Raw genomic sequence first — 21,141 nt, forward strand, 5'->3', positions numbered from 1 at the left:
GCATCGAAGAAATTAGTTCTTCCATTTAAATGTAGATATCATTTTATCGATATCCTTTTTTATAAATTTAACCACCGGTTCAATCGAGTCGTACTGTGGGCGTTCGTTAAAGTAAAGCGCAGCCCTGAAATAATGTTTGGTGCTGTCAGTTAAAAAAAACTGCACTGAGGAAGCTGTATTGCCTTCAATGGCATAATAAATTCCATAAACCTTTCTATCCGGATAGTTAATCAGCTTCTGGTCTATTGCACTGGCTTTAATAGTATGTTTGAAAGCTAATTTCCTTGCATCTTCTACCATTTCGTCGTAGGCTGCCTTATTAGAAACGTCGTAATAGGTTAAATGCAAAAAACCATTAAAGGATGTGAAATGCATGTTATACCAGTATTTTTCTCCTTTTTTCCCTTTATCTGACTCCATGCCTGCATAAACGGGATATTCAAAAGTATATGGAGCGGCAGAATTAAATTGCTGGTACTTTTTTTCAGGGTAGATGATCCTGAAATATCCCCTTGGCTTAGGACTGTATTCGTTATTCTGGCACGAAACCATAAACAAGAGAAGCATTGCCGGAAGAAATAAAAAATATTTTAGTTTCATAATTTGCTTCTGCGGTTAATTAACTGATTTGAAAATGCAATAATAACGGTTATTAACCAATATTATTCCAGATGCACCAGGCTTTTTCTGCCTGCTTGTACAACATTTCAAGGCCATTTTTTATTTCTGCACCTTTTTCTGCTGCCAGGGCGAGAAATTTTGTTTCCAATGGATTGTAAACCAGGTCGTAAGCCAGATAGTCTGCATTTAGCAAAGAATAATCTATATCCGGATAAGTATCTACATTTGGCGACATGCCCAGCGGCGTGGTATTGATCAGCAATTTATGCGATTGCAGTATCTCGGTGCTTATCTCGCTATAAAGGATTGCATTTTCTGTTGCCTTGCGAACAACAACCTGGTATTCGATGTTTAACTTTTCAAGCACGTACTTTACAGCTTTTGCTGCGCCTCCATCACCAAAAACCAGTGCTTTCGTATGCTGCGGCTTTAGTAAAGGTTTTAATGATGCCTCAAAGCCGTAAGCATCCGTATTGTATCCTTTAAGATAAGTTTCATTATCGAAACTTCTGATTGAAATGCAGTTAACCGCCCCGATTTTGTCTGCGGCTTCTTCAATGTCGTTTAAATAACAAAGTACATTCACCTTGTGCGGGATAGTTACATTTAATCCGCAAAGCGATGGGTTTTCAGTAAGAAGATCTGGCAGGGATTTTATGCTTTCGATCGGGAAAAGTTCGTATTGATGATCTGTTATCCCCTCGTTAAGAAACTTTTCGGTAAAATACTTTTTAGAGAAAGAGTGAGAAAGCGGATAACCGATTAAGCCGTAAGTTTTCATTTTACTATTTTACGATAAATAGAAGCACGAAGAAATACTTTAGCTAAGTTTTAAAGATTCCTTCGTGCCTCGTAATGACGGTTTTTTTGACTATTTTCCTAAGTTAAGGAAATGATCGAACGTGTCGCCACGTAGTCCTAAACGGATTGTTTCTAAAGGAATAACTTCAGCTGGCGCAATATTACCAAGGTTAACGTTGGCACCAATTAGTTTGATAAACCAAACCTGCTGTTCTTTTTGAGGCGCTTCCCAGATAATGCTTTCTTCCGGAATCTGCGTTAAAATCTCATCCACTAAACCTTCCCTAACCTCACCACTGCCACGATAAATACCAACATTACCGCCTTCGCGTGCTTCGGCAATAACTTTCCACGAACCAGCCTCAATTTCAGCATTCATTAATTTAATCCACTTGTAAGGTGCAAAAATCTTTGCTGCATCTTTACTTCCAACTTCAGAGATTACGGTAACCTGTTTCGAAAGCTTACTGATGTAATCACATTTTTTATCATGCTCAATTTCAATAGATCCATCAGAAACTTCGGCATACTCCATCCCATACTGGTCTAGAACACGCTGATAATCTTCAAACTGGTTACGGATTATAAAGGCTTCGAATAGTGTTCCGCCAAAGTAAGTCGGAATACCGGCACTTTTATATAAAGCTAATTTTTCTTTAAGATTTGGTGTAACATGCGATGTTGCCCAACCTAATTTTACGATATCTGTATGTACGCCGGCAACTTCAATAAAATCTTCAACCTGGCGCAGGCTTAATCCCTTATCCATAACCATGGTTAAACCATTTGTTCGTGGTTTAGATGGACGTTCGGGAACATTTAATAATGGGTAATTCATATGCGTACAAAAGTGAAAAAAAAATTCACATTTATTTGTTAAATTTTTCTCACAAGGCTGTTACCTGATGTATCGGTTTATAACGTTTATAATAGCACTGTTATCCTGTAACTGCGGCAGGTATTCAAATAGGATATAATGTTTGTCCGGGTCGGTTGTTAAAGCAGTTTCCAGATAGCTCAGTGCATCGGCATAACTGCCAAGGGCAAATAAATACGCTACCATTCTATAGTAAAGTTCTGCTGATTCCGGATTGTTTTTAATGGCTTCGGCCATGGTTTCTGAAGCTTCAAGAAGTTTGCCTTGCTCATAAAGAACGGTGCTGAAATCCAGCCAGGCCTCAATATCAACCGGGTTATATTCTAAAACTTTCTCGTAGGCGGCAATCGATTCTTCAATCTGGTTAAGCTTGTAGTGTGCATCAGCCATGGCAAACCAGAAGTCAGAATTTTCTCCTTCTAAATCGATAGCTTTTTTATAAAAATGTAAAGATTCGAAATAACGTTCCTCATGGTTAAGCGTAACACCTATCCCGAACCAGGCATCAGCCATTTTAGGGTCCATTTTTACCGACTTTTTATAGTAAGAACGGGCCTCATCCATTTTTTCGAGCTTCTCGTAACACTCACCAATGGCGCAGTAAGTATCTGCATTGGGTTGTTCATACTCGAAAGTCTGTTTGTAAACCTCTATAGCATCATCATATTTATCTAACTGAACCAGGGCATTACCCTTGTTAAAATATGCCGAGCTGAAATCTTCTTTGATTAAAATAGCATAGTCGTAAGCATCAATGGCTTTCTCGAAAAGGTTAAGCTTGTGGAAACTATTGCCCAGATTATACCATGCCGCATAAGAATATGGGTCGGTATCAATGTATTGCTGGTAAAATTTTATGCTTTCTTCCTGTTTGTCTAAAACATCATAACAAAAAGCCAACTCATACAAACCGTCCTGATTTTCCATGTTTTGCTCCAGACTCATTTTTATGTAAGTTATCGCATTTTCATAATCAGACATGCTTTGGTAAACATAGGCGATTTGCAAAAGAATCTCGTCGGTACTTTCGGCCAGTCCTAAAGCCTTTTCATAATTTTCCAAAGCCTCACTATAGCGTTCAGTATTCTGGTAAATATTGCCCCTTAACAGGTAAATATCAGGTTCAGATGGCTCTAAAAGTTCGGCTTTTTGCAGCGACAGAAAAGCGAGCTCGTTATTGTTTGTCAGGATGAATAAATGCGCCTGTTTAATTAAGAAAACAGTGGCATATGGATGCTGGCTAATTGCATAATCAACAACCTGCAATGCTTTTACCGGATCGTTTTTCTCGATGTAAAAGTCTACAATGTATTCAAAAGCGCCTGCATCGAAAAAATACTGGTCCTTATTTCGGATCATTTCCTCATAACGTTCTACCGAGCGTTGAGCATCTTCATTGGATTCAAAAAAGAATTCTTCTTCCATATCGTTATACTATTAAAGAACCGTGCCATTTAGCAGAAAAACACATTATAAGTTTACAATATTTACCAATGTGCTTAAAAAATAATTATTAACATCAGTTGTTTATTTTATTGTAAAGTGCTGAAAATAAACAATATCGATTATGTTTGGCTGTGTGAATAATTGCCCGATTTTCCTACAGTGCGGTTCCTTTTCCCTTCTTTTACAAAAATAACATAAATTTATATTAGTAAGCGTAATTAGCAAGTCATGAAAAGAGTATTGATTTTAGCACTCCTATGTGCACTTTTTGGTCAAAAAGTAATGGCACAAAACCCGGAAGAAAATGCGGTGAAACAAACCGTAAATAATCTCTTTGCCGGAATGAAAAATGGTGACAGCACCTTAGCGGCATCGGCATTTGCCACAAATAGCATTTTGCAAACTATTGTTAGTAAAGATGGTAAAAATGCCGTCAGAACAGAGTCTGTAGCCGATTTCATTAAGTTTATTGGTACACCTCATCCACAGAAATATGATGAACGGATTGTTTTTACGAAAATATTAATCGACGGGCCTTTGGCAAGTGTATGGACCGATTATAAGTTCTATATTGATGAGAAATTCAGCCATTGCGGTGTTAATTCTTTTCAGCTGGTGAAAGGCGATAAAGGCTGGAAAATCGTTTATATTATTGATACAAGACGTAAAGATCAATGTAAATCTTGGTTTTGATGAGCAATTTTTAACAAGGCACATTTAATTATGAAAACAAATATTCAAACCATTTTAGATCAATTAGGGATAGCTCAGGAAAATGATGCTTTCAGTACGGGAAATTACTGGGGAGCGGCATCAAATGCCGGATTGATAGATAGCTTTTCGCCGGTTGATGGCGAAAAAATAGCTTCGGTGAAAGTTGCCAGTCAAGCTGATTACAACTCGGTAATTGAAAAAGCACAGGAGGCTTTTATTTTCTGGCGAACAGTGCCTGCACCAAAAAGAGGTGAGATTGTACGGCAGTTTGGTGATGCATTACGCCGAAACAAAGAAGCACTGGGCACATTGGTTTCTTATGAAATGGGTAAAAGTTTACAGGAAGGCTTTGGCGAAGTACAGGAAATGATTGATATCTGTGATTTTGCAGTAGGGCTTTCCCGCCAGCTTTATGGTTTAACCATGCACAGCGAGCGCCCAAGCCATCGTATGTACGAGCAATGGCACCCGCTGGGTATTGTCGGCATTATATCTGCCTTTAATTTTCCGGTAGCAGTATGGAGCTGGAATGCTGCCCTCGCCTTGGTTTGCGGCAATGTTTGTATCTGGAAACCATCAGAAAAAACTCCTTTAACCGGGATCGCCTGCCAGAAGATTATAGCTGAGGTATTCAACACAAATGATATTCCCGAGGGGGTATCAAACTTAATTATCGGAGATAAAACAATTGGTGAGCTGTTAACCAACGATGGCCGCGTTCCGCTGATCTCGGCTACAGGTTCTACAAGAATGGGCAAGGCTGTTGGTGCTGCCGTTGGCGCACGCTTAGGTAAAAGTTTGCTCGAACTGGGCGGGAATAACGCCATTATTATTTCAGAACATGCCGATTTGGACATGAGCTTAATCGGTGCGGTGTTTGGCGCAGTAGGTACTGCAGGTCAACGTTGCACCACCACACGCCGCTTAATTATACATGAAAGTGTTTACGATGTCTTCGTTGAAAAACTGGTAAAAGCTTATGGTCAGCTAAGGATAGGTAATCCTTTAGATCAACATAATCACGTAGGGCCTTTAATTGATCAGGATGCCGTTGGCAATTACCTCAGTTCAATTGAAAAATGTAAAGCAGAAGGTGGAAATTTCGTGGTAGAAGGCGGGGTTTTGCAGGGTGAAAATTACAGCAGTGGCTGTTACGTAAAACCCTGTATTGCCGAGGTTAAAAATGAATACGAAATTGTTCAGCACGAAACCTTTGCACCAATACTTTACCTGATTAAATATAAAAATCTTGATGAGGCCATCGCACTTCAGAATGGTGTTCCACAGGGCTTATCATCAGCAATCATGACTTTGAATTTAAGGGAAGCTGAGCAGTTTCTTTCCAGTCAGGGTTCAGATTGTGGGATTGCCAATGTAAATATCGGCACATCAGGTGCTGAAATTGGTGGCGCATTTGGTGGTGAAAAGGAAACCGGTGGCGGAAGAGAAAGTGGTTCAGATGCCTGGAGGGCCTACATGCGCAGGCAAACCAATACCATAAACTACTCGCATACATTGCCGCTTGCACAAGGCATAAAGTTCGATTTATAGCCGATGTCATCGCTGCCTGAAATAAAAAAACGGTGAAGGACTCGCTCCTCCACCGTTATCATTAACTAAAACTAAACTATCTATGTGGGTTATTAGAAAAGTTTTTCTAATAAGTCGATTTTTAAATCCTCGTAACGGGATAAATTGTTTGCATAAACTGCTTTTGGCGCAATGCTGATATTTGTGCTTTCTGATGCAAAATCATCCATTTTCATCGAAGCTTCATGTCCTAAAACTGCTGTATGCGATTCGGTTGTTCCCGCTAAGTTCAAACTTGTTCCATCGTTAATGGCAGTTGAAAGACTAACAGTATTGGCATCGATACTCGCTGTAGCTTTATCCCTTAAAACCACATTCAGGTTTAACAGGTTGAATTTTCCCGATGTTGAAACAGTTGAAGTATTTGATGCTTCGATTGATGAGATATTGTTAACATGGGCAATAACTGTTAAAGCATCTTTACTGAAAGAACTGATGCGTAGTTCTGAACCCTGTTGCTGCACCAATGCATTATTTTCATAATACTTATCGAAAACCTCAATACTTTCCTTGCCATCCTGAATAAGGATTAGTTTTACGTTTCCGCTAACGGCAATTTTTGTAATGTTTTTAACTTTTGTTAAAGCAGTATAGCTTAAATTGTTTTCTTTGGCCGAAGCTGCTGTTGTTGCGCTACCTAATACAACCATTGTTAAAGCGGCAACGAATAAGTTTTTAATAGAATTTTTCATGACCTTAATATTTTTATGTTTTTAAATCTTTTTTTAATCCCTAATAGTTAGGTGGTTTTGTATATAAGACGACAACATCGGGTAAACGTTTCATGAAAAATCACTGTATTATACCATTAACCTGTAATCCTAGACGAACGCCAGTAATATCTATACGAAACGGTTCGAAGTTTTTGTATTTGACTGGATAACAGTTAACAAAATAATAGAAAATCCATAAACACAGCTTGTATAACTCAAACAAAATTCAGAAATTTGTATGTATAACCTGCTCAGGATTAAATCAATAGCTGTATTGCTATATACGTAAGACAATTCACCAATAATTTCATGATTAAGTCCACCTTTAGTCCGTGTCAAGTCCGACTTTAGTCCGTGTCTTGGCCACCCTTACTTCGTGTGATCTCCCGGTGTGCTTCGGGAACTGTTGGGGAACCGTTCGGGAAAACACCTGAAAAAGTTCGGGAAAACTTCGGGACAAGTTCGGCTGGCAGTAAAAGCCCTGCCGAAGAAGTGTCGGATAAAATACGGCTTTGAGTAAAGGTTTTCTTTACTCATCGTGATAAGACACCAGAGTAAAAGCCGAAGTAGAGCTGAATATATTGGGTTAGGGAATTATCATTAATGTAATGATGCGGAAGATGGTTTAGGCATATTAACTCCCTAACTGTCATGAGTTATTGGATATGACAGGTTATTGATTGTCATCCTGAGCATAGTCGAAGGATTATCCGGTTGCCCCCCAACCTTAGGGATGGCAAGCGGTTAAATATGCTATCCGCTCCGAACAGAAGGGTTCCCCTGTCCGGAGACTCGGCAAGATGGGTATTAAATAGCTATGTCAGGTCAGAAATTAATCTTCGTCGCTGCCTGGCAAACTTCCGTTTCCGTGATAAGCCCCTTTGCGAATGATTGGCATGTTCAAATGTTTGTATAAATCATCTAAATGCATCAGACTGCCGTTTGTTAAGTTTCCTAAGAATATTACGACAATATTCTTGTCAAGGTCACGTACATAGATATGGCGGAAACCATGCCACCATCCTGTATGGTAAACAACCTTATCCATTTTCTCTCCATCAAACATCCTCCAGCCATAACCATAATTGAAATGGCCGTTAACCGGTTTGTTTCTGCCTACGTACGATGAATCGGTGCTTTGTTTGTTGATGAACCGGCCGCTTTTGAGATACTTATCATATAGTACAAGATCGTGTAAGGTGCTGTAAATTCCCTTATCACCAACTGGTCCATCTAAAAAGTTTTGCGCAACAGAATATCTCCACGTTCTGTCATGACCAACAACATCAACAGGAACCTTTTCATATTCTGTGGTGCTGTAAACATGGGTGTGTTTCATACCAGCAGGTTTAAAAATGTGTTCCATCATGTATTGAGAGTAACGTTGTCCGGTTACTTTTTCGATAATGGCACCAAGCACCATGAAGTTCGAGTTGTTATAATGAAAACGATTGTCGGGTTTAACATAAGGATTTGGCTTGCGTTCAGCAATGATATTCATCACCTCCTGGTTGGTTACACCCTTTTTCATATTGCGTTTTTCTTTGCGCCAGATATCGTCGATAAAATAAACATAGTTCATCATGCCGCTGCGGTGGGTAAGCAGTAATTTTACCGTAATTCCGTCATAAGGAAAGTTTGGGAAAAACTTCTTAACGTTATCGTTTAGCGAGAGTTTTCCCGCTTCAACAAGTTGCATAATGGCTGTTCCGGTGAAGGTCTTAGTGATCGATGCAAGCTCAAACTCTGAATCTATTTTTAAGCTGTCGCGATGGAGGTAATCTGCCCAGCCTATGGCTTTTTCATAAAGGATTTTACCATCTTTTGCCACGAGCATATTGCCGTTAAAGCCGTATTTTTTGTGCAGGTTATCTACAAAGTCAGCAATCCATTTGTCACCTTTTGCCGGGTTATACACCAATAGCAGGCTGTCGGCTTTATCATCTTCTTTGGTTCTGATTCTGGCATCAGCAGCCTTTTTTTCTTCTGATTTTTTACTGTTGCAAGCGGTTAAGAGTGTTATGGAAATGGCAAATGCCGAAATTATATATCTAAAATTCATTTATTCAGGTAGCTAATATTTAAAACCTGAAAATTAAATAATTTTGTGTGGTAAAAAACAAAGAGTTTTACACATTCTTACAGTTTTTGTTGTACCAGCACTCGAATAAATGACCACTATTACCATATACAGGGTCGTTGTCAGGTTTTTCAACTTTAGTAATGTCTTCATCTGCCTCCGGGCGTTCATCGGCATTGCCATATTTCATATTATAATCTCCTCCTTTTGGATAAGCGCCAACCACGGTGAAATCATCACTGGCCTTAAGTCGTTTATGGGCTACTCCGGCAGGGATTACCACAACATCGCCCTTATCCAATTCTATACAAACGCCATGTTCGCCGCCAAACTGTACATCTGCATTGCCACAAAATACGCCCATCACTTCGTGGGTATTGCTATGGTAGTGGTGATAGTCAAAAATGCCGTCTACCCATGCATTCGAATATCCATTCTGTGCAAAAACAGTTTTAATAACGTCAATTTTATCATCAGGGTGGATTAAAAAGGCTCCTTTATAAATCATCAGCGGATAAACCGGATTATTCGGAAAATTTCCGTTTTCTTCAATTATATGCGAAACCAGGTATGCCTCCTGGATTAATTTTTCTTTGTCCATGATTAATGAGTTTCCTTGATTAACAAAGTAAAGCGGAAAGGGTTTAGAATTTTGGTGGGTTTACTCCTGATTGTTTGAAAAGTTGTTACCCAGACAGGAACAGCGTGAAATAGATTTTACAATTTCTTTATGCGCTACGTGATCTGCGGGAGAAAATTAAAAAAATGTTCCCGCCAATAATAAAAAGCTTTATCGCCGGCGGGAATGTTTTTTTATTTCTGACTGGCTGCCCAGGTATCCATTTTAGATTCGAAAACGGAAAGTGGCAATGAACCATCTTTTAGCACTTCGGTATGAAAAGCTGCGAGTTTAAATTTCGGGCCCAGTTCTTTTTCGTATTTACTACGTAATTCCCTTATTTTCATGGCACCGGTTTTATAGCCTAATGCCTGTCCGGGAATAGCCATATATCGCTCAATTTCGGCAGTTGCCCCTTCAGTACTTATGGCTTCATTGTCCATCATGTACTTTATTGCTTGCTCCCGGCTCATATTTTTGGTATGGATAGCAACATCTACCACCAGCCTTACTGCCCGGTGCATTTCGTCACCTAGCGCACCCATGTGCTGGTAAGGGTCTTGATACAAGCCTAGTTCTTTTCCCAACGATTCACAATATAAGGCCCAGCCTTCAACATAGGCATTATGCCCGCCAAAGCGACGGAAATTAGGCAAAGAAGTATTTTCCTGCGTTAATGAGATTTGATAATGATGTCCCGGGATAGCTTCGTGAAGGAAAAGAGATTCCATACCTGATGTTGTATTGAATGTTTTGGCATCGAGAATGGGAACATAGAAAATTCCGGGGCGTTTTCCATCTGCCGAACCCTGGTTGTACTCGGCACTGGCAGAAGCCGCTCTGAAAGCTTCTGTTTGCCGGATTTCGAAAGGTGTTTTTGGTTCTTTCTCAAACATTTTTTTCAGGTTAGGTTTCATCCGTTGATGTATGTTTTCAAAAGCAGCCAGCACTTCCTGTGGGGTTTTGTATGGCATAAACTTTTTATCAGTCTTCATGTACTCAAAAAAAGCCTTTAGATCGCCCTTAAATCCAACAAGGTTTTTAATGCTATCCATTTGAGCCTTGATTCTGGCTACTTCTTTTAAACCGGTCTGGTAAACCTCTTCTGGTGTTTTATTCGTCGTGGTTTGCTGCCTTACCAGATATGCATACCATTCAGTACCGCCCGGAAGTGATGAATAACCTGAAGTACTCCGGGTTTTTGGCAGGTATTCGTTTTGCAGGTAAAGCCCCAGTTTCTTATAGGTTGGAATAATTACATTGGTGATCGCATTGCGATAATCGGCTGTTATTTTTTGTTTTTCAGCAGCAGAAAATGTTGATGGAATTAATTTAACCGGTCCATAAAATAAGCTTTGTTCCGGAGTGGCTACCACCATGCTCTGCATTTGTGGGATCATTTTAACCACCAGGGCTTTAGGCATTACAAAGCCTGCATTAGCGCCTTTTTTAAAATTACCTATTGCTGTATCGGCCCATACAGAAAAGGCATTAACACGCTTAAGCCAGTCTTCGTAGTTTTTTACTGTTTTGAAAGGTTGTGCACCAGTGCCCGACCCAAATTGTGCAAACATCAGGGGAAGTGAAAACATCTGGTTAAATGGAAAATATTCGGTATGGTATTTAAAACCTTCAAGGTTGATGGTCAACTGGTCTTTCATAACGTCAAAAGACAGTTTATCATTAGCATTTAAGCTTTCCCTGTCGTAATTTTTTAAGCTATCCAGATAGCGCTGGTTAAAGCTTTTGATTTCGGAAATGTAAGCTTGCGAGCCATCATTTGGCAGGAGGTCGTTATAGCGTTCGTCACCAATAAACGTTGCATTGCCGGGATTAAGCTTTAATCCATCCTGATAATATTGTTCGCACATGGCAGAAAATGCTTTGTTTTCAGCGCCATCAGTTTTGCCCTTTTGTTTGCAGGCCATAACCGCAGATGCGAGTATAGCACAGATCAATATTTTTTTCATTTGTTATGGGTTAGGTTATAATCAAAAATAGGAAAAATCAGTAAACTCTTTTGGATCCGGCAATCAACCTGAATTCGATTATTGGCATTCATGAGGGCTTTGCTGTTTATTTAAGGATCTTTTTAATATGGAAAACCCTGAAAGTAGGGTAACAACCAAATTTTATCTCCCGCAGATAAAAAAGATTTACGCAGAGGTATTATTTTTCCTTACATCTGTTCTATTTGGTAGATATTTATTAGATTTAAAGTAATCATCCATACTTTAAATAAAGACAATTATGGATGAAAACGATCTTTCCTATCAGATTAGGGGTGCAATTTTTACAACTTACAATGCACTAGGGCCTGGACTTTTAGAATCTGCTTACGAAGCTGTATTAATTTACGTGTTAAAAGAAAACGGTTTGCATGTTGAACAGCAACTTCAATTACCCATAATTTTTAATGGTATTGAGCTTGATGCCGGATATAGAATTGACCTATTGGTAAACAAATTAGTTATTATTGAAATAAAGTCTGTTGAAACCCTAGCGCCAGTTCATCACAAGCAAGTATTAACCTATTTAAAACTTTCCGGGTTAAGATTGGGGTTACTTGTCAACTTTAATACGGCTGATATCCGAGGTTCTATTTTCCGAAAGGTTAATGGACTATAAGCAATGCCAGATGGACTTCCATAAAAGATCTGCGTACATCATCTTAATCTGCGGGAGATATATTCTTGTTGCCCGCTGATTTCGCAAATTTCGCTGATCTTAATTTGTGAGAAGAAATGCATCTGCGAACATCATCTTAATCTGCGGGAAAAATATTCAATACCCGTTAAATTAAAAAAGCCACTCCTGCAAAAGGAATGGCTTTAATATGTTAATCAGCTTTGGAACTGAAATTATAGTTAACTGCTTATGCCAGTAATCTGATTGGTTCTTCCAATAAACCTTTTAATGTTTGTAAGAATGCTGCTCCGGTTGCACCATCAACTACACGGTGATCACAACCTAAAGTTAACTTCATTACGTTACCTGGAACAACAGCACCATTTTTAACAACAGGAACTGCCTGGATAGCACCTACCGATAAAATTGCACCATCAGGAGAGTTGATAATTGAAGTAAACTCATCAATACCAAACATACCTAAGTTAGAAACCGTAAAAGTAGAACCTTCCCAATCTGATGGTTGTAATTTTTTAGCTTTTGCCTTAGCGCCATATTCTTTAACCTCTGCAGAGATATGAGATAATGATTTACCATCAGCAAAACGAACTACAGGAACCAATAAACCATCTTCAACTGCCATAGCAACACCAATGTTAGTATGCTCGTTGAAACGGATTTTATCGCCACCCCATGATGAATTTACAGCAGGGTGTTGTTTTAATGCTACAGCAACCGCTTTGATTACGATGTCGTTGAAAGATACTTTTACCGGAGCAACAGCATTGATTGCAGTACGAGCAGTCATGGCGTTGTCCATATCAATACTAATGGTTAAGTAGAAATGTGGTGCAGTGAATAAGCTCTCTGCTAAACGTTTAGCAATAACTTTACGCATTTGCGATACTGGTTTCTCAGTGTATTTCTCTTCGCCAACGTAAGTAGGAATTACAGGAGCAGCTTTTTCAGCAGCTGGTGCTGAAGCCGATTCTGCTTTCGCAAGAGCAGCCGATGGCTTAAAGTTTTCGATATCTTTCTTAATGATACGACCACCTTCTGCACTACCAGCAACCTGAGCTAAATCAATGCCTTTATCTTTAGCAATTTTCTTTGCTAAAGGTGAAGCCTTAACGCGGCTATCAGATGAAGCGTTTTCTGCAACTGGAGCACTTGTAGATGCATCAGCAGTAACCTTAGGCGCTTCTTCTTTCGGCGCATCAGCTTTCACTGCTGCCGGAGCAGAACCTCCAGCTAAAATTCCACTAACATCAGTTCCTTCAGGACCAACGATAGCAATAATTCCGTTAACCTTTGCAGCCTGGCCTTTTTCTACGCCAATGTGTAATAACGTACCAGTAGCATAACCCATAACTTCCATAGTTGCCTTATCGGTTTCTACATCAGCTAAAACGTCATCATCTTTTACTTTATCACCAACTTTTTTATGCCATTCAGCAATAACGCCTTCAGTCATGGTATCGCTTAATAAAGGCATACGAATTACCGTTACACCCTTAGCCGCTAATTCTTCTTCGCTTAAACCACCACCTTGTGCAGGTGCAGCTTCTTCTTTAGGTGCATCAGCGTTTTCAGCTTTAGGTGATTCGCTTGCGCTACCACCTTTTTCAGCTTCTAAAGCAGCTTTATAATCTTCGCCCTCTTTACCGATTACGGCCATGATAGCATCTACAGGAACAGCCTGGCCTTCTTCTACGCCTACGTATAAAAGTGTACCATCCCAATAAGATTCCATATCCATTGTTGCTTTGTCAGTTTCTACTTCTGCCAAAACATCGCCGCTTTTCACTTTATCGCCTACTTTTTTATGCCACTTCGCCAAAACCCCTTCGGTCATGGTGTCGCTCATTTTAGGCATTTTAATTACATCAGCCATTATATCTAATTAATTGAAATCTTATTAATATTAGTCCATTACATAAGGATAGTTCTCCGTTACGTATACATCTTTATATAATTCAGATGCATCCGGCCAAGGAGACTCCTCTGCGAATTTCACAGCCTGATCTACAGTAGCTTTAACTTTAGCTTCTACTTCCTCAATCCATGCCTCGTCAGCATATTTTTCTTTCAGGATAGTTTCTCTTGCAAGTTCTACAGGATCTTTTGCTTTGTAATCTTCTAATTCTTCTTTAGTACGGTATTTCGCCGGATCAGACATTGAGTGACCGCGGTAACGATAAGTTCTCATTTCTAAGAAAGTTGGTCCTTCGCCTGCACGGGCACGTTGGATAGCTTCATCCATTGCGTTGTGAACCGCAACCGGATCCATACCATCAACCGGAGCACATGGCATATCGAAACCTAAACCAATTTTGTAAATATCGGTCATGTTAGTTGTACGCTGTACTGAAGTTCCCATTGCGTAACCGTTGTTTTCGCAAACAAAAATTACAGGTAATTTCCATAACATGGCCATGTTAAAAGTTTCGTTTAATGCACCCTGACGTACAGCGCCATCGCCCATATAACAAATATTAACATTATCTGTTCCTTTGTATTTTTCTGCAAAAGCAACACCAGCGCCCAATGGAATCTGACCTCCAACAATAGCGTGGCCACCATAAAAATTATGTTCTTTGCTAAACATGTGCATCGAACCACCTTTACCTTTAGAGCAGCCTGTAGCTTTACCATACATTTCTGCCATAATGCTGTCGGCGCTTACACCTAAAGCTAAAGCGTGAGCGTGATCACGGTAAGTAGTAATCATCGAATCGCCTTTTTGCATTGCAGATATTGCACCTGCAACTACAGCCTCTTGTCCAATGTATAAATGACAAAAGCCACGAATTTTTTGTTGTCCGTATAACTGGCCGGTTTTCTCTTCGAATTTGCGCATAAGCAACATCGATTCGAACCACTTCAACCAGGTATCTTTATTTATTTCTACTGCACTCATTTTAGGGTATTTGTTTTTTTGCGACAGCAAATCTAATTTTTTTATTGTAATTTTTGGCACTTTCTACTGTAAAAACATCATGTTATTAACCTTAATTGTTGTTTTAACAGTTGTTTTACAATTACATGTAGATTTTGCCTGAGCATTCTGATTTTACAGTTTGAAAACTTCGCAGTTTATATCTTTCTCATATTTATTCGGCAAGAAATTAAATTTTGCGAAAAGGCAATTAGTCCTAATTTTTAAATCAGATTATTTGTGGAAATTAAACATCATTTATAGGCGATGTTTTTTTGATTTGTTTCCATAATTTTTACGCAAAACAGAGAAAATGTTAATAACTTTTGAATTTTAACGCTAAAGATTTGGATAACATTTGTATTATTAATATTTTTGGCAACCAACAATAAGCCCATGTGGTGTACGTTAATGTGTAAGTGAAGTACCCAAACATAACTGTATAACATGATTAAAAAATTTTTGTTTTCATCCCTAATCGCTATTTGCACGTTCTCAGCCGCATTTGCGCAAACAAAAACAAAAGAAACTGGTAAAGAATTAAACGATCCCGATAATCTTGCTTCACAGTATTTTTCTCAGGTAATGGGGGTTGCAGTAGATGCAACTTCGAACTTAAAGCTCTATAAATTTGTTTATGAGTGGATCGGAACCCCTTATAGTTTTGGTGGAAACACAAAAAAAGGAATTGATTGTTCAGCTTTTACTAAAGCGATTTACGATAAAGTTTTCAACACTACAATCAGAAGAAATTCACGCGATATTTTCAGCATGGTTGATCCGCTTTCTAAAGAGGATTTGAAAGAAGGCGATCTGGTTTTCTTCAAAATAAAAAGCAGAAGTATTTCTCACATTGGTATTTATCTTGGCGATAACAGGTTTGCACATGCATCAAGTTCTCGTGGTGTAGTGATCAGTAACCTAAACGAACCGTACTACAGCCGTTATTTTTATAAGGGTGGAAGAATTTTAGAATCTTTTAAGAAGGATTTTACGGTAGAATAGTCCAGTTTACAGTTGCCGGTATTCAGTTAAGCGGTTAAACAATTAAAACATTAACTTTAAAATATACAATCCTCCTGAAGCAATTCCGGAGGATTTTTTTTATGGCACCAGATTCACACTATCGTCATCCTGAATTTATTTCAGGATCTTAAAGCGACAGATTGTGATTTGTGTGCATTAGATTAACAGATCGCTTTTATGAAGTTTGTAACAAATATAATTTGCTCATTGCTTATTGTAATTTTATTTTTAAGCTGCACGAGCAACAGCGCACAGGTTATTGTTCCTGAAGCCAAAGCTGATACAGTGATCAGAAAAATTAAAGATACCATTTCTATAACAGCTGTGGGCGATATTATGCTGGGTTCGGCATTTCCGTCAGGCAGTAATCTTCCACCAGATGATGCGGTAAATAGTTTTCAGGCAGTAGATACTTTGTTAAAAGGTGATATCGTTTTTGGGAATCTTGAAGGATGTTTCTTAAACTCAGGAAACTCAACTAAGTGCAACGGGATTAATCCAAATAACTGCTACGCTTTCCGTATGCCGGAGCGTTATGCCGGGATTTACAAAAAAGCAGGATTTAATGTTTTGAGTATTGCCAATAACCACGTGGGCGACTTCGACTCGAAAGGACGTAAAAATACGGCAAGGATTTTAGATTCTTTAAATATCCACTATGCCGGACAGGTAAATAAACCGTTCGAAATATTCGAGAAGGATAGTATAAAGTATGCCTTTTGTGCCTTTGCACCTAACGAGAATACGGTTTCTATAAACAAGATTGATAGTGCAAAAGCTTTGGTAAGCCGCTTAAAAAAGCTGGCAGATATTGTTATTGTTTCTTTCCATGGGGGTGGCGAGGGCGCCAGGTTTGAACATGTTACGCGAAAGAACGAAATCTTTTACAAGGAAAACAGAGGTAATGTTTATGCATTTGCCCATGCAGTAATTGATGCCGGGGCGGATGTTGTTCTGGGTCACGGTCCGCATGTAAGCCGTGCCGTTGAGGTGTACAAAAACAAATTCATCGCTTACAGCATGGGTAATTTTTGTACTTATGGCATGTTTAGCTTAAAGGGAAATAATGGTATTGCCCCATTGGTTCAGCTTAAAATAAATGGCAAGGGTGATTTTCTTTACGCAGGCATTATTTCTGTAAAACAGGATAAAATCAACCGCTTAACGCTTGATGAAAACCATGGTGCTTTTAAAAGAATTAAGCAATTAACGGATGAAGATTTTCCGGGCCATAAGCTATTGTTCGAAAATAACAGCATCTCTTTGGCAAAAGAATAGATTCAGATTACCATCATTCTTAATTTTTATCTTAGGTTTATTTAATTGTATAAAAAGAAGGCTTCGCCGTTTATTTCAGCATCTTTGTTTATGAAAAAGGGATTAATCATTCATTATATTGTAGGTATAGCAGCAGCAATCCTGGTGTTTGCAGCAGCTTTTTACATCAATCAGAATCCGAAAAACTTATTATCAGCAGGTATCATCATTCTGGCCGGTTCGCTCGTTGCCTATAGCCAGTTTCTAATTATTAAAGGAAAGAAAAAATAATGAACATTCTGCTTTTACAAAAAACCGGCGACTTTCAGGATGGAATATACCTTGGCCTGGCTATTGGCGCAGCCGTTTTGCTTTATGTATTATCGAGAAAGTACATCAGGAGAAAATAAATTATTACATTTCATCCTTGGTGTTTTTTACCAGGCCAATTCCTGAAAGGAAAAATAGAAGGCCGATTATACCGTAAACCAGGAGACCTCTGGTTTGCTGACTATGGTTTACAAAACCGTATCCTGCATAAATTAATCCAATTATGCCTAAAACCGTTAATATGGTGCCGAAGGTGCGTTTTACATTCATATATTTTTAATTAGCAGATAAAAGACAAAGAATATTGATTTTTGTTTTACAGGCATAGAAAAGCCCGCTTCATTTAAATGAAACGGGCTTTTATCTTTACCAGTTTTACTAATATACAATTACCAAACACCTAGCCTGTTGGCCGGAGCAATATACATTTTAGCGGTAGCCGGAATGTTGAAAGCTTTGTAGAAAGCCTCCATGTTATAAACCGGACCATTTACACGAAACATTTCCGGGCTATGCGGATCGGTTTTTAAACGCACCAGCATGCTTTCGTCTCTGTCTTTTATTCTCCAAACCTGTGCGAAGCTTAAAAAGAAGCGCTGATCAGGCGTAAAGCCATCAATCTTATCATTCGCCTGGCCTTGCTTAGTTAATTTAAATGCATCATATGCTATGTTCAAACCACCAATATCTGCAAGGTTTTCGCCCAGTGTAAGGGCACCATTTACATGTTGTTTATCTAAAAGTGTGAAGTTATTGTAGAAAGCAACAACCTTATCTGCCTTGGTTTTAAATTTGGCAGCATCTTCTTTGGTCCACCATTCTTTTAAATTACCAGCAGCATCATATTGGCGGCCTTGATCGTCGAAGCCGTGTGTCATTTCATGGCCAATAACGGCACCTATTGCGCCATAGTTTATCGCATCATCTGCATTGAAAGCAAAGAAAGGGAACTGTAAAATTCCGGCAGGGAATACAATTTCGTTAAACGATGGATTGTAATAGGCATTTACCGTTGGCGGTGTCATTCCCCATTCTGTTTTATCAACTGGCTTGCCCAGTTTATCCATCATTTCTTTATAACCATGTTTTTTAGCAGATTGCAGGTTTGCGAAATAAGTGTTTTTAGAAATTTCCACGTCATCGTATTTTTTCCACTTATCAGGATAACCAATTTTCTTGATGAAAGCATTTAGCTTTTCGAGTGCTTTTTTCTTGGTTTCTGGCGACATCCAGTCTACTTTTTTAATTCTGTCTTCATACACCTTCTGTAAGTTATTCACCAGTTCGAGCATGCGCTTTTTTGCCTCAGGTTTAAAATACTGTTCGGCATACAACTGGCCTAAAAGATCGCCAAGATTCCTGTCGGTATTACTAACCATTGCTTTCCATCTTTCTGTTTGCGCCGGTTGTCCGTATAAGGTTTTGCCAAAGAAATCGAACCTGGCCGTTCTGAAAGCTTTGGTAAGTGCATTTGCAGAAGCATTAAGTGCATCGAACTTTAGTTTTTCTTTCCAGATATTTATTGGCTGACTTTTAATCAGGGCTGAAAGCGTTTGATAGTATTTTGGCTGACGAACAATTACCGAATCGGTAGTTGCACCAATTTTACTCAAAACCGATTTGAAATCGATATTAGGTATTTGTTTCTGAAAATCGGCTACGGCAAATTTGTTGTAGTTTTTTTGCGGGTCGCGAAGTTCAACCGGTGTAGAATGTGAAACGGCTATTGCGGTTTCCAGTTTCAGGATATCATCGGCATATTTGGCCGCATTAACTGAATCGCCGGCAAGGCTGAATATTTTGTTGATGTATTTTATATATTCGGCCCTGATTTTTTTTGCTTTATCATCCTGGTCTAAATAATAACTTCTTTCTGGTAAATTTAATCCCGATTGAGAGAAAACCAAGGCATTTTTTGAGCTGATTTTATCATCAGGTTCAATGCCAAAACCCAGTAAGTCGCCATCGCCATTTTTAAATCCATCGGCTACGAAGCTGATTAAATCCTTATCATTTTTAATGCCGTCAATTTTGGCCAGTAATGGTTTTACAGGTTCAGTGCCAAGTTTTTCGATGGTTAAAGAATCCATTCCGCTCGCATAGAAGTCGCCAACTTTTTGTTCGGCACTTCCTTTGCCTGAGCTACCTTTAGCAGCTTGTTCCAGAATGCTTTTCAGGTTTTTTATATTATCGTTATAAAGCGTATAGAAAGAACCCCAGCCAGTTTCGGTTTTCGGAATTTCGGTATTCTTCATCCATTTTCCATTGGCATATAGGAAAAAGTTATCACCTGGTTTAACTGTTGTGTCCATTCCGGCAGTATCAAAAAATACGGTTCGTTGATCTGCTTCGGTTGCCTGATGGCTTTTATCATTCTGGCAGGCAGCCAGTAACAATAACGCAGCAGCAGGCAGAAATAATTGCTTTTTCATGTATATAATATTTTAGTTAGGAAATATTAAAGCTACGAAACCATCATGTAGTTTGCATGAATTTTTTATAACTTCATAAAAAAATCTAATTATGCAATACACTATTTACATTCTCATTTTCTTCGGAATTATTATCCTGTTAAGTTCATTTGTAACTGTAAAACAGGGAACGATAGCGGTAATAACCGTTTTTGGAAAGTATCAGAGACAATTAAGGCCAGGCTTGAATTTTAAAATTCCGTTAATTGAACAAATTTATTCGCGTATCTCAATCCAGAACCGTTCTGTTGAATTGTCGTTTCAGGCGGTAACACAAGATCAGGCAAATGTTTATTTTAAAGCAATGCTTTTATACTCGGTGGTTAACCAGGATGAAGAAACCATTAAAAATGTAGCCTTTAAGTTTGTGGATGCCACGAACCTGATGCAGGCATTAATCAGAACTATTGAAGGTTCTATTCGTGCTTACGTTGCTACACAAAAACAAGCCAATGTATTGGCGCAAAGAAATGAAATTGTACTTCATGTTAAAGAACAGATTGATCAGGTTTTAGATGGATGGGGTTATCACCTGCAGGATTTGCAATTAAACGATATTACATTCGACGAAGAAATTATGCGCTCGATGAGCAGGGTTGTAGCATCAAACAACTTAAAAGCTGCAGCAGAAAATGAGGGACAAGCTTTATTGATTACTAAAACTAAAGGCGCTGAAGCTGATGGTAATGCCATCAAAATTGCAGCAATGGCCGAGCGTGAGGCTGCACAGTTACGTGGTCAGGGTATTGCCTTATTCAGAGAGGAAGTTGCAAAAGGTATGACTAATGCCGCACAGGAAATGCAGCAAGCTAATCTGGATACTTCGGTTATACTTTTCACCATGTGGACCGAAGCCATTAAACAATTTGCTGAATACGGAGAAGGTAACATTATCTTCCTTGACGGCAGCACTGAGGGTATGAACAAAACCATGAAAGAAATGATGGCAATGCAATTGAACAGGCAAAACGAACCTGGACAACAGGCTAAATAAGTCATTAAATAATACCCTCAAATAAAAAGACCGCTT

Annotated in this window: 19 protein-coding genes; 7 read left to right on the forward strand and 12 right to left on the reverse strand. The window is 38.9% G+C overall.

All coding sequences use genetic code 11. The features are described from left to right. Positions 1-12 precede the first annotated feature (12 nt). The 4 genes from R2R71_RS07205 to R2R71_RS07220 all read right to left on the reverse strand — a co-directional run bounded on the left by R2R71_RS07205 (position 13) and on the right by R2R71_RS07220 (position 3,724). On the reverse strand, positions 13-600 hold the full coding sequence (locus R2R71_RS07205; RefSeq protein ID WP_316830585.1) for a gliding motility lipoprotein GldD: 588 nt from the start codon (positions 598-600) through the stop codon (positions 13-15). Positions 601-652: 52 nt separating this feature from the next. Next, on the reverse strand, positions 653-1,402 hold the full coding sequence (gene aroE, locus R2R71_RS07210) for a shikimate dehydrogenase (RefSeq protein WP_316830586.1): 750 nt from the start codon (positions 1,400-1,402) through the stop codon (positions 653-655). Positions 1,403-1,492: 90 nt separating this feature from the next. Further along, positions 1,493-2,260 (reverse strand): phosphosulfolactate synthase, encoded by a 768-nt coding sequence (locus R2R71_RS07215; protein ID WP_316830587.1) that lies wholly within the window; start codon positions 2,258-2,260, stop codon positions 1,493-1,495. Positions 2,261-2,320: 60 nt separating this feature from the next. Continuing rightward, positions 2,321-3,724, reverse strand: a complete 1,404-nt coding sequence (locus R2R71_RS07220; protein ID WP_316830588.1) for a tetratricopeptide repeat protein — start codon at positions 3,722-3,724, stop codon at positions 2,321-2,323. Between the two features lie 249 nt (positions 3,725-3,973). Here R2R71_RS07220 and R2R71_RS07225 point away from each other — a divergent pair, with 249 nt between their 5' ends. Further along, the gene (locus tag R2R71_RS07225; RefSeq protein ID WP_316830589.1) at positions 3,974-4,438 is read left to right on the forward strand and encodes a nuclear transport factor 2 family protein; all 465 of its coding nucleotides are present in this window, start codon (positions 3,974-3,976) and stop codon (positions 4,436-4,438) included. Between the two features lie 30 nt (positions 4,439-4,468). Continuing rightward, positions 4,469-6,010, forward strand: coding sequence for an aldehyde dehydrogenase family protein (locus tag R2R71_RS07230; RefSeq protein ID WP_316830590.1), 1,542 nt, complete (start codon positions 4,469-4,471; stop codon positions 6,008-6,010). A gap of 92 nt (positions 6,011-6,102) precedes the next feature. Here the strand turns inward: R2R71_RS07230 and R2R71_RS07235 are convergent, their stop codons facing one another. From R2R71_RS07235 to R2R71_RS07250, 4 genes are all read right to left on the reverse strand, one after another. Next, a complete protein-coding gene (locus R2R71_RS07235; RefSeq protein WP_316830591.1) occupies positions 6,103-6,741 on the reverse strand; it encodes a GIN domain-containing protein in 639 nt (212 codons plus the stop codon). A gap of 853 nt (positions 6,742-7,594) precedes the next feature. Beyond that, positions 7,595-8,824: a serine hydrolase domain-containing protein gene (locus R2R71_RS07240; RefSeq protein ID WP_316830592.1), complete on the reverse strand. Its 1,230-nt coding sequence runs from the start codon at positions 8,822-8,824 to the stop codon at positions 7,595-7,597. Between the two features lie 67 nt (positions 8,825-8,891). Then, the gene (locus R2R71_RS07245; RefSeq protein WP_316830593.1) at positions 8,892-9,443 is read right to left on the reverse strand and encodes a cupin domain-containing protein; all 552 of its coding nucleotides are present in this window, start codon (positions 9,441-9,443) and stop codon (positions 8,892-8,894) included. Between the two features lie 212 nt (positions 9,444-9,655). Beyond that, positions 9,656-11,431 (reverse strand): DUF885 domain-containing protein, encoded by a 1,776-nt coding sequence (locus R2R71_RS07250; RefSeq protein ID WP_316830594.1) that lies wholly within the window; start codon positions 11,429-11,431, stop codon positions 9,656-9,658. A gap of 280 nt (positions 11,432-11,711) precedes the next feature. On the opposite strand from R2R71_RS07250, the gene R2R71_RS07255 reads away from it, so the two are divergent. Then, complete coding sequence (locus R2R71_RS07255; RefSeq protein WP_316830595.1) at positions 11,712-12,089, forward strand: GxxExxY protein; 378 nt, start codon at positions 11,712-11,714, stop codon at positions 12,087-12,089. Between the two features lie 247 nt (positions 12,090-12,336). Here R2R71_RS07255 and R2R71_RS07260 read toward each other — a convergent pair whose 3' ends face one another. Together R2R71_RS07260 and pdhA are read right to left on the reverse strand one after the other, a co-directional pair. Next, a complete protein-coding gene (locus R2R71_RS07260) occupies positions 12,337-13,983 on the reverse strand; it encodes a 2-oxo acid dehydrogenase subunit E2 (protein ID WP_316830596.1) in 1,647 nt (548 codons plus the stop codon). 30 nt (positions 13,984-14,013) lie between these two features. Then, complete coding sequence (gene pdhA, locus R2R71_RS07265; protein WP_316830597.1) at positions 14,014-15,009, reverse strand: pyruvate dehydrogenase (acetyl-transferring) E1 component subunit alpha; 996 nt, start codon at positions 15,007-15,009, stop codon at positions 14,014-14,016. 465 nt (positions 15,010-15,474) lie between these two features. Here pdhA and R2R71_RS07270 point away from each other — a divergent pair, with 465 nt between their 5' ends. The 3 genes from R2R71_RS07270 (at position 15,475) to R2R71_RS07280 (ending at position 17,601) form a co-directional block, all read left to right on the forward strand. Then, the gene (locus R2R71_RS07270; RefSeq protein WP_316830598.1) at positions 15,475-16,032 is read left to right on the forward strand and encodes a C40 family peptidase; all 558 of its coding nucleotides are present in this window, start codon (positions 15,475-15,477) and stop codon (positions 16,030-16,032) included. Between the two features lie 198 nt (positions 16,033-16,230). Further along, entirely contained in the window at positions 16,231-17,331 is a 1,101-nt protein-coding gene (locus R2R71_RS07275; RefSeq protein WP_316830599.1) for a CapA family protein, read from the forward strand. A gap of 90 nt (positions 17,332-17,421) precedes the next feature. Further along, positions 17,422-17,601, forward strand: coding sequence for a hypothetical protein (locus tag R2R71_RS07280; protein WP_316830600.1), 180 nt, complete (start codon positions 17,422-17,424; stop codon positions 17,599-17,601). A gap of 123 nt (positions 17,602-17,724) precedes the next feature. On the opposite strand, the gene R2R71_RS07285 is transcribed toward R2R71_RS07280, so the two are convergent. After that, on the reverse strand, positions 17,725-17,910 hold the full coding sequence (locus R2R71_RS07285; protein WP_316830601.1) for a hypothetical protein: 186 nt from the start codon (positions 17,908-17,910) through the stop codon (positions 17,725-17,727). A 119-nt stretch (positions 17,911-18,029) separates the two neighbouring features. After that, positions 18,030-20,072, reverse strand: a complete 2,043-nt coding sequence (locus R2R71_RS07290) for a M13 family metallopeptidase (RefSeq protein ID WP_316830602.1) — start codon at positions 20,070-20,072, stop codon at positions 18,030-18,032. A gap of 91 nt (positions 20,073-20,163) precedes the next feature. Between R2R71_RS07290 and R2R71_RS07295 the strand changes: the two genes are divergently transcribed. After that, positions 20,164-21,105, forward strand: coding sequence for an SPFH domain-containing protein (locus R2R71_RS07295; protein ID WP_316830603.1), 942 nt, complete (start codon positions 20,164-20,166; stop codon positions 21,103-21,105). The last annotated feature ends 36 nt before the right edge of the window (positions 21,106-21,141 follow it).

The sequence above is a fragment of the Pedobacter aquatilis genome, from assembly GCF_032678405.1.
GTDB lineage: Bacteria > Bacteroidota > Bacteroidia > Sphingobacteriales > Sphingobacteriaceae > Pedobacter > Pedobacter aquatilis_A.